This window comes from Ramlibacter sp., assembly GCF_035548915.1.
Classification (GTDB): domain Bacteria; phylum Pseudomonadota; class Gammaproteobacteria; order Burkholderiales; family Burkholderiaceae_C; genus Ramlibacter.
Window position 1 is genome coordinate 34,943 of the sequence record NZ_DASZSE010000046.1, and the last position, 9,001, is coordinate 43,943.

10 protein-coding genes and 3 tRNA genes are annotated in these 9,001 nt (G+C 66.8%); 12 read left to right on the forward strand and 1 reads right to left on the reverse strand.

The window, feature by feature from the left end:
- Positions 1–179 precede the first annotated feature (179 nt).
- The 8 genes from trpE (at position 180) to VHA82_RS20490 (ending at position 7,247) form a co-directional block, all read left to right on the forward strand.
- Positions 180–1,700: an anthranilate synthase component I gene (trpE, locus tag VHA82_RS20455; RefSeq protein ID WP_325547015.1), complete on the forward strand. Its 1,521-nt coding sequence runs from the start codon at positions 180–182 to the stop codon at positions 1,698–1,700.
- Complete coding sequence (locus VHA82_RS20460; RefSeq protein ID WP_325547016.1) at positions 1,697–2,146, forward strand: GxxExxY protein; 450 nt, start codon at positions 1,697–1,699, stop codon at positions 2,144–2,146. Before trpE ends, VHA82_RS20460 begins: the two co-directional genes overlap by 4 nt.
- A gap of 85 nt (positions 2,147–2,231) precedes the next feature.
- Entirely contained in the window at positions 2,232–2,804 is a 573-nt protein-coding gene (locus tag VHA82_RS20465; RefSeq protein ID WP_325547017.1) for an aminodeoxychorismate/anthranilate synthase component II, read from the forward strand.
- A complete protein-coding gene (gene ltaE / locus VHA82_RS20470) occupies positions 2,801–3,844 on the forward strand; it encodes a low-specificity L-threonine aldolase (RefSeq protein ID WP_325547018.1) in 1,044 nt (347 codons plus the stop codon). The genes VHA82_RS20465 and ltaE overlap by 4 nt, the downstream gene beginning before the upstream one ends.
- On the forward strand, positions 3,837–4,523 hold the full coding sequence (locus tag VHA82_RS20475; RefSeq protein ID WP_325547019.1) for a LysE family translocator: 687 nt from the start codon (positions 3,837–3,839) through the stop codon (positions 4,521–4,523). The genes ltaE and VHA82_RS20475 overlap by 8 nt, the downstream gene beginning before the upstream one ends.
- 132 nt (positions 4,524–4,655) lie before the next feature.
- A complete protein-coding gene (gene trpD, locus VHA82_RS20480) occupies positions 4,656–5,687 on the forward strand; it encodes an anthranilate phosphoribosyltransferase (RefSeq protein WP_325547020.1) in 1,032 nt (343 codons plus the stop codon).
- The gene (gene trpC, locus VHA82_RS20485; RefSeq protein ID WP_325547021.1) at positions 5,687–6,481 is read left to right on the forward strand and encodes an indole-3-glycerol phosphate synthase TrpC; all 795 of its coding nucleotides are present in this window, start codon (positions 5,687–5,689) and stop codon (positions 6,479–6,481) included. The genes trpD and trpC overlap by 1 nt, the downstream gene beginning before the upstream one ends.
- A gap of 73 nt (positions 6,482–6,554) precedes the next feature.
- Positions 6,555–7,247, forward strand: a complete 693-nt coding sequence (locus VHA82_RS20490; protein WP_325547023.1) for a uracil-DNA glycosylase — start codon at positions 6,555–6,557, stop codon at positions 7,245–7,247.
- Here VHA82_RS20490 and VHA82_RS20495 read toward each other — a convergent pair.
- Positions 7,240–8,307: a patatin-like phospholipase family protein gene (locus tag VHA82_RS20495; protein WP_325547022.1), complete on the reverse strand. Its 1,068-nt coding sequence runs from the start codon at positions 8,305–8,307 to the stop codon at positions 7,240–7,242. The genes VHA82_RS20490 and VHA82_RS20495 overlap by 8 nt on opposite strands.
- A 176-nt stretch (positions 8,308–8,483) precedes the next feature.
- Between VHA82_RS20495 and VHA82_RS20500 the strand changes: the two genes are divergently transcribed.
- The 4 genes from VHA82_RS20500 to VHA82_RS20515 all read left to right on the forward strand — a co-directional run.
- Positions 8,484–8,569: transfer RNA gene (locus VHA82_RS20500), tRNA-Tyr, on the forward strand.
- A gap of 39 nt (positions 8,570–8,608) precedes the next feature.
- Positions 8,609–8,682 (forward strand) — tRNA-Gly (locus VHA82_RS20505).
- 60 nt (positions 8,683–8,742) lie between these two features.
- Positions 8,743–8,817 (forward strand) — tRNA-Thr (locus tag VHA82_RS20510).
- Between the two features lie 45 nt (positions 8,818–8,862).
- The coding region (locus VHA82_RS20515; protein WP_325542564.1) for a GTP-binding protein at positions 8,863–9,001 on the forward strand (139 nt) is incomplete at its 3' end.

Below are 9,001 nucleotides of genomic sequence, written 5' to 3' on the forward strand. Positions count from 1 at the left end.
CATGACGACCACAGGTAGCAGTGACCGGGGAGCCTGGCCCTGGCGCAAGCCGTTCGTGCGCATCTAGACTCTCGCATGGGCGCTGCCCGTGCCCGCGTTCCGGCCGATATCGACGCCGGGGCATGTCCGGAAATCCCGCGGCACAAGAATCGGCCGCCGAGCTAGTGGAGGCTCACGCAGTGATCACCGAACTCGAATTCAAGAGCCTTGCCCTGCAAGGCTACAACCGCATCCCCCTCATCGCCGAGGCCTTCGCGGACCTCGAAACACCTCTGTCCCTGTACCTGAAGCTCGCGCACGCGAAGGGCGGCGGGCGCCTGTCGTTCCTGCTCGAATCCGTGGTGGGCGGCGAGCGCTTCGGCCGCTACAGCTTCATCGGGCTGCCCGCGCGCACCCTGGTGCGCGCGAGCGGCTTCGGCGAGCAGGCGCTCAGCGAAGTCGTGACCGACGGCGAAGTGGTGGAATGCGCCCGCGGCAATCCGCTCGACTTCATCGCGCAATACCACCAGCGCTTCAAGGTGGCGCTGCGCCCGGGGCTGCCGCGCTTTTGCGGCGGGCTCGCGGGCTACTTCGGCTACGACACCGTGCGGCACATCGAGCGAAAACTCGAACGCACGTGCCCGCCCGATACGCTGCATTGCCCGGACATTCTGCTGCTGCAATGCGAGGAGCTCGCCGTCATCGACAACCTCTCGGGCAAGCTGTACCTGATCGTGTACGCCGACCCGTCGAAGCCCGAGGCCTTCTCCAACGGGAAAAAGCGCCTGCGGGAGCTGAAGGAGCAGCTCAAGTACTCGGTGAGCGCGCCGGTGCTGAAGCAGACGCAGGGCTTTGTCGCGGAGCGCGAATTCGCGAAGGCCGACTACCTGAAGGCGGTGGAGCGCGCGAAGGAGCTGATCGCCGCGGGCGATTTCATGCAGGTGCAGGTGGGCCAGCGCATCAGGAAGCGCTACACCGAGTCGCCGCTGTCGCTCTACCGCGCGCTGCGCTCGCTCAATCCGAGCCCGTACATGTACTACTACAACCTCACGGGAGCCGACGGCACGCCCGCCGAGTTCCACGTGGTGGGCGCTTCGCCGGAAATCCTGGTGCGCCAGGAGCACACGCCCGAGGGCCAGAAGGTCACGATCCGTCCGCTCGCGGGCACGCGTCCGCGCGGGGCCACGCCGGAGATCGACAAGACCACGGAGCAGGAGCTCATCGCCGATCCGAAGGAGCGCGCCGAGCACGTGATGCTGATCGACCTCGCGCGCAACGACATCGGGCGCATCGCGAAGACGGGCACGGTGAAGGTGACCGAAGCCTTCGTGGTGGAGCGCTACAGCCACGTGATGCACATCGTGAGCAATGTGGAGGGCATCCTGAACGACGGCATGACCAACATGGACGTGCTTCGCGCCACGTTTCCGGCGGGCACGCTCACCGGCGCGCCGAAGGTGCACGCGATGGAGCTGATCGATCGGCTCGAACCCACGAAGCGCGGCATCTACGGCGGCGCGTGCGGCTACATCAGCTATGCGGGCGACATGGACGTCGCGATCGCGATCCGCACCGGGATCATCAGGGACCAGATGCTCTACGTGCAGGCGGCCGCCGGTGTCGTGGCCGATTCGGTGCCCGAGATGGAGTGGCGGGAGACGGAAGCGAAGGCGCGGGCGCTGCTGCGCGCCTCCGAAGTGGTCGAAGAGGGGCTGGAATGAACTTCTCACTTCAACAGCCGGACGCAGAGGGCGCAAAGATCGCGCAGAGGACGCAAAGTGAATCGGCGGGTTGTTTCAATGACTGTTCTCACGCGGTCATAGGGGCCGCAGTGGAGGTTCAGCGCGTACTGGGCGCAGGTTTGCTGGAAAGCGCCTATTCGGCGGCCTTGGCCATGGAAATGGAAGCGAGGGGTCTTCGGTTCCGGAGAGAAGTGAGCGTTTCGGGCAACTACAAAGGGGTGGATATCGGAATCCTTTACCGCGCGGATTTCGTTGTCGAAGATTCGATCGTGATTGAACTCAAGGCTGTGGACGCCTTGGTCGCTGCGCACCGTGCGCAGCTCTTGACCTACATCCGGCTTTCCGGACACAAGATCGGATTGCTGATCAACTTTCACGTGATTCCTCTTGTCAAAGGAATCCAGCGGCTGGTGAACAAGCTATGAAGTCCAGATTGCATTCCCTTCGCGTCCTCTGCGCGACCTTTGCGCCCTCTGCGTCCGGTTGTCTGAATTTGCGGGGAGGCGGTGTATGAAACTCCTCATGATCGACAACTACGACAGCTTCACCTACAACCTCGTGCAGTACTTCGGCGAACTCGGAGCGCAGGTGGAGGTGTTTCGCAACGACGAGATCGACGTGGCCGGCATCGCGGGCAGGCAGCCGGACCTGCTCGTCGTCTCGCCCGGGCCGTGCTCGCCCGCGGAAGCCGGCATCTCGGTGCAGGCCATCCGCCACTTCGCGGGCAAGCTGCCCGTGCTCGGCGTATGCCTCGGCCACCAGTCGATCGGCGCGGCGTTCGGCGGGAAGATCATCCGCGCGCGGCAGCTCATGCACGGCAAGACGAGCGTGATCACCACGACGCGCGAAGGCGTGTTCGCGGGGCTGCCGGAGAAGTTCACGGTGAACCGGTATCACTCGCTTTCGATCGAGCGCGAATCCTGCCCGCGGGAGCTGAAGGTGACCGCGTGGACCGACGACGGCGAGATCATGGGCGTGCGCCACGAGCAACTCGAGGTCGAAGGGGTGCAGTTCCACCCCGAGTCGATCCTCACCGAGCATGGCCACGCGATGCTCAAGAACTTCCTGGAGCTCGCGAAATGAAAGTCGTCGACCTGCGCAGCGACACCGTCACGCAACCCACGCACGCCATGCGCGAAGCCATGATGGCCGCGCCGCTCGGCGACGACGTCTTCGGCGACGACCCGAGCGTGAACGCGCTGCAGGAGAAGATCGCGGCGATGCTCGGCTTCGAGGCGGCCCTGTTCGTGCCGACGGGCACGCAGAGCAATCTGTGCGGCGTGCTCTCGCACTGCCAGCGCGGCGAGGAATACATTGTCGGCCAGCTGCAGCACAGCTACCGCTGGGAAGGCGGCGGCGCGGCCGTCTTCGGCAGCGTGCAGCCGCAGCCGATCGCCAACCAGCCGGACGGCACGCTCGCGCTGAGCGACATCGCGGATGCGATCAAGCCGGACGACCCGCACTTCGCGCGCACGAAGCTGCTGGCGCTCGAGAACACCTGGGGCGGCAAGGTGCTGCCGATGGCCTATGTCGAAGAGGCGACGGACTTCGCGCGCAAGAAGGGCCTTGCCACGCATCTCGACGGCGCGCGGCTTTTCAATGCGGCGGTGGAACAGGCGCGGCGCGCGGGCGGCGACGCCCGGGCGGAAGCGAGACGCATCGCAAGTCGGTTCGATTCGGTGTCGGTCTGCTTCAGCAAGGGCCTGGGCGCTCCGGTGGGCTCGGCGTTGTGCGGCTCGAAGGAACTGATCGCACGTGCGAAGCGCATCCGCAAGATGGCGGGCGGCTCGATGCGGCAGGCGGGGTTCATGGCCGCGGCGGCCTCGCATGCGCTCGATCATCACGTCGATCGGCTTCAGGAAGATCACGCGCTCGCGCATCGGCTCGCGCAAGGGCTCGACGGCATCGAAGGTGTGCGAGTGGAGGCGCCGGAAACCAACATCATGTTCGTGGACCTGGTGGGGCCTTCGCGAGACCGGTCGAAGGAGTTGCTCGCAGCGCTCGAGGAAGAAGGCGTGCTCGCGACGGGGCTCTATCGCCTGCGGTTCGTCACGCACCTGGATGTCGATGCGGCCGGCATCGACCGCGCGATCGCCGCGATCCGGAGGTTCTTCGGTGCCTGACGCGCAGAATCTGTTGCTTTTCATGGCGGCGGGCTGGCTGCTGAACCTCGCGCCGGGCCCCGATGTGCTTTACATCGTGTCCCACTCGCTGCGCAGCGGGGCGAAGGCCGGGCTCGCGGGCATGGCGGGAATTCTTGCCGGGTGCTTCGTGCACGTCGCGGCGGCGGCGGTCGGCGTGAGCGCGCTGCTGGCGGCTTCGGCGGCGGCGTTCGCGGTGCTGAAGTGGGCCGGGGCGGCGTATCTGCTGTGGGTGGGGGTGAGGCTGCTCATTGCCGACCGGCGGGGTGTCGTTCCTCTCACCCCAGGCCGGCCCCCTCGCTCGCTCTCCGCCGAGGGGGAGAGCGAGGACCGGCTACGCACGCACCCCGATGATTCCGCCTGGCCGATCTTCCGCGGCGGCTTCCTCACGAACGCGCTGAACCCGAAGGTCGCGCTTTTCTTCCTCGCCTTCGTTCCGCAGTTCATCGCGCCCGACACCGAGCACAAGGCGCTCGCCTTCGTGCTGCTCGGCGTTCTCTTCATCGTCAACAGCATCCCGATCAACGCGGGTTGGGCGCTCGCCGCGGCGTGGATGGCGCGGCGAGACGCGGTGCAACGCGGCATGCACTGGCTCGATCGCGCAGCCGGCGTCATGTTCATCGGCTTCGGGATCAAGCTGGCAATGGCGCAGGAGCGCTGAAACGCGATTGCGGAGCCCGATTGCGGACCCTTCGCGAAGGCCCGCATCCGTTAAAGTATGTGCAGCCACCCGCCTCGAATCCTGTCCGAGGTCGAAGGAGCCGGGTGCCGAAATCCCGAAGGAGGCGTTTCCATGTCCATCACCCCCCAGGAAGCGCTGCAGCGCACCATCGAGCATCGCGAAATCTTCCACGACGAAATGCTCAGGATCATGCGGATGATCATGAGCGGCGAACTCTCGCCCGTCATGACGGCCGCGATCGTCACGGGCCTGCGCGTGAAAAAGGAAACCATCGGCGAGATCACCGCGGCCGCGCAGGTGATGCGCGAATTCTCGACCAAGGTCCACGTCGCCGACAGAACGCATCTCGTGGACATCGTAGGCACCGGCGGCGACGGCTCGCACACGTTCAACATCTCCACCTGCTCGATGTTCGTCGCGGCTGCCGCGGGCGCCAAGGTGAGCAAGCACGGCGGACGCAGCGTCTCCAGCAAGAGCGGCAGCGCCGACGTGCTCGAAGCGCTCGGCCTGAACATCCACCTCTCGCCCGATGCGATCGCGAAGTGCATCGACGAATGCGGCATCGGCTTCATGTTTGCGCCCAACCATCATCCCGCGATGAAGAACGTCGCCCCCGTGCGCAAGGAAATGGGCGTGCGCACGATCTTCAACATCCTCGGGCCGCTCACCAATCCCGCGAGCGCGCCCAACATCCTGATGGGCGTCTTCCACCCGGACCTCGTGGGCATCCAGGTGCGCGCGCTGCAGCGCCTGGGCGCGGAGCATGCCGTGGTGGTGTACGGCCGCGACGGCATGGACGAAGTGAGTCTCGGCTCGGCCACGATGGTGGGCGAGCTGAAGGCGGGCGAGATCACCGAATACGAGATCCATCCCGAGGATTTCGGCATGCCGATGGCAAGCAACCGCGCGCTGAGGGTGGAGACGCCGCAGCAGTCGCTGGAACTCATGAGGCAGGTGCTCGACAACCAGCCGGGCGCCTGCCGCGACATCGTGGCGCTGAACGCTGGGGTCGCGCTCTACGCCGCCAACGTGGCGTCGACCATGAAGGAGGGCATTGCGAAGGCGCAGGCTGCCATCGCGTCTGGCGCGGCCAAGGCGAAACTGGAACAACTGATCGCGACCGCGAAGGCGCTGGGGGCCTGATGCCCGACATTCTGGAAAAGATCGTCGCGACCAAGCGCGAAGAGATCGCCGCGGCGAAGAAGAAGATCCCGCCGGAGGCGATGCGCGCGGATGCGCAAAGCCGCGTCCTCACGCGCGATTTCATGGGCGCGCTGCGCACGAAGATCGCGGCGGGTCGGCCCGCCGTCATCGCCGAAATCAAGAAGGCGAGCCCGAGCAAGGGCGTGATCCGCGCCGACTTCGTGCCGGCCGACATCGCGCAGAGCTACGCGGAAAACGGAGCGGCCTGCCTTTCCGTCCTCACGGACAAGCAGTTCTTCCTCGGCTCGGTCGACTACCTGAAGCAGGCGCGCGCTTCGTGCGACCTGCCCGTGCTGCGCAAGGACTTCGTGGTGGACCCCTACCAGGTGTACGAGTCGCGCGCGATCGGCGCCGACTGCATCCTGCTGATCGCGGCCTGCCTCGACGATGCGCAGATGAAGGAGCTGGAGGCCATCGCGCATTCGCTCGGCATGGCCGTGCTCGTCGAAGTGCACGACGGCGCGGAGCTCGAACGGGCGCTCGAGCTGAAGACACCGCTCATCGGCGTGAACAACCGCAACCTGCGCACGTTCGAAGTGAACCTCGAGACCACGCTGGAGCTGAAGACGAACGTGCCCGCGGACCGGCTGCTCGTCACCGAGTCGGGCATCGTCGGGCCGGCCGACGTGAAGCGGATGCGCGAGGCGGGCGTGCACGCCTTCCTCGTCGGCGAGGCGTTCATGCGGGCCGACGATCCGGGGGCGGCCCTTGCCAGGCTCTTCTCGGCCGCGTAGCGCGGACGGCCCGCAGCGCGGCAGCCTGCAGGCGTCGCTGCTGGACGGCGAAGAAGCTTCGTCCCCGGCGCGGCTGACCGAGTGGGCGCCCGAGCGATGGCCCGTGGCCGAGGGCTGGCGCGAGGTCGTCGACGGGTTCTTCCGGACCCCCGCCGGAAGGCAGCTCAGCGAATTCGTGCAGCAGCGGCTGGCCGCAGGCGCGACGATCTACCCCGCACGCCCCTTTCGCGCGCTCGAGCTCACGCCGCTGGCCAATGTGCACGCGGTGATCCTCGGCCAGGACCCGTATCACGGCCCCGGCCAGGCCGAGGGGCTCGCGTTCTCGGTGCCCGAAGGCGTGCGGTTTCCGCCGTCGCTGCGCAACATCTTCAGGGAGCTCGGGTGCGAGCCGATGCACGGTTCGCTCGTCGAATGGGCGCATCGCGGCGTGCTGCTGCTCAATGCCTCGCTCACGGTCGAGGACGGCCTGGCGGGCAGCCATGCGAAGAAGGGCTGGGAAGCGCTCACCGACGCGCTGATCGCCAAGGTGGCAGCGACCGCGTCGCCCTGCGCGTATCTGCTCTGGGGTGCGCACGCGCAGGCCAAGCGCGAGCTCATTCGCAAGGCGGCCGAGGCGCACGGCTGCGATGCGCTGGTGCTGCAGGCCAATCATCCGTCGCCGCTGTCCGCGAACCGCCCGCCCGTGCCATTCCTCGGCTGCGGCCATTTCCGGCAGGCGCGGGAGTGGCTGCAAGCCCGCGGGATTGCGAACGTGTTTCCTAGCTGAATCGAAGGCGCGCGAGCCAGGCACGCCAGCCGCCGCGCCGCTTCGCCTCCGGCGCCGTGCGTGCAGGAAGGGCAAGCCGCGTGTCGTCCAGGTAGTCACGCTCGATATCCACCGTGGCCGAGCGGCCCAGCGCATGGAAATGCAGCTTCAGCCACTGCGCCGCCGCGAGCCGGCCGGCTTCGAACAGTTCGGCGAGCATGGCCGCGTCGGCGTTGCCGCGCGTGCCGGCCGGATAGTTCGCCGTCGCGGGGCCGCCGTCGATCCGGTGCACGCGCATCAGCTTGCCCCGCGCCGGCGAGAGCGAGCCCTCGGCCACGAGGCGGTTCACGTAGTCGATCGCCCGAATCTGCGTGAGCAGGCTCGCGTTGAACGTGAGCTCGCTCACGCGGTCGAGGATTTCCGCTGTCGTGCGGGGCGTCGCGTCGCGCCGCACAGGATTGATCTGCACGAGCATCAGGTCCGCGCTTTCGCAGCCGTGAATGAGCGGACCGAGCGCCGGATTGACGGAGTAGCCGCCGTCCCAGTAGGCGCTGCCGTCGATTTCCACAGCCTTGAAGAGCATGGGCAGGCAGCAAGAGGCCATCACCTCGTCCACACCGAGGCGGCTGCCCGTGAAGACCGCCGCCTTGCCGGTGGCGACATGGGTTGCCGAGACGAACACCCGCAAGACCGGGTGCCGCGCGATGGCCTCGAAGTCGATCTCGCGCGCGAGCAGGTCGCGCAGCGGGTTGATGTCGAGCGGATTCGCCTGGTAGGGGGAGACGACCCCACCCCACAGCATGGCCGCGATGCGCTGGGGCCATGCGCCCAGCGCGCCCCAGGCGGCGACCTGGCCCCAGATGCGGCTGAGCGATTCGCGTGCGGCTTCGCGCGGGTCGCCGCCGGAGCGCGCGGCGCCGGCCCACCCGCTTGCCAGCGCGACCGCATTCACCGCGCCCGCGCTCGTTCCGCTCAGCCCTTCGGGTTCGATCCGGCCGTCGGCCAGCAGGCCGTCGAGCACGCCCCAGGTGAAGGCGCCGTGGGAGCCGCCGCCCTGCAAGGCCAGGTTGAGCTTGGGCATGCGATGAAGGCAAGCAACTTCCATGCGTGGGGATGATCGCAGGGCAAAGGTGTCAGGGGCGTGTCAACCCCCGGGGTCCGGCCGGTCTCCCGGCCGGACCGGGCTGCGACAAGGCCGGAAACCCCTTGTGGCCGGGAGCCCGCCGCACCGAATCGTGCTATATTTCGAGGTTCGCCGGAGGGGTGCCCGAGTGGCTAAAGGGGGCAGACTGTAAATCTGTTGGCTTACGCCTACGTTGGTTCGAATCCAACCCCCTCCACCAGAAGCTCTCGGGTGGTTTTCCGGCTGAAGGAGTCCCGATGCGGGAGTAGTTCAATGGCAGAACCTTAGCCTTCCAAGCTAATGACGCGGGTTCGATTCCCGTCTCCCGCTCCAGGAACAGCAAGGTCGGCCGGAACGCAGGAAGAATTCGCCCCTGTGGCGACAGAAGAATTCGCCCATGTGGCTCAGTGGTAGAGCACTCCCTTGGTAAGGGAGAGGTCGCGGGTCCGATTCCCGCCATGGGCACCACGGTTGAGTTGAACGTACACAAGGACTTTTTTCGGAGTCGGAAAAATGGCAAAAGGCAAGTTCGAGCGCACCAAGCCGCACGTGAACGTGGGCACGATCGGTCACGTGGACCACGGCAAGACGACCCTCACGGCGGCGATCACGACGGTGCTGAGCAAGAAGTTCGGCGGCGAAGCCAAGGCAT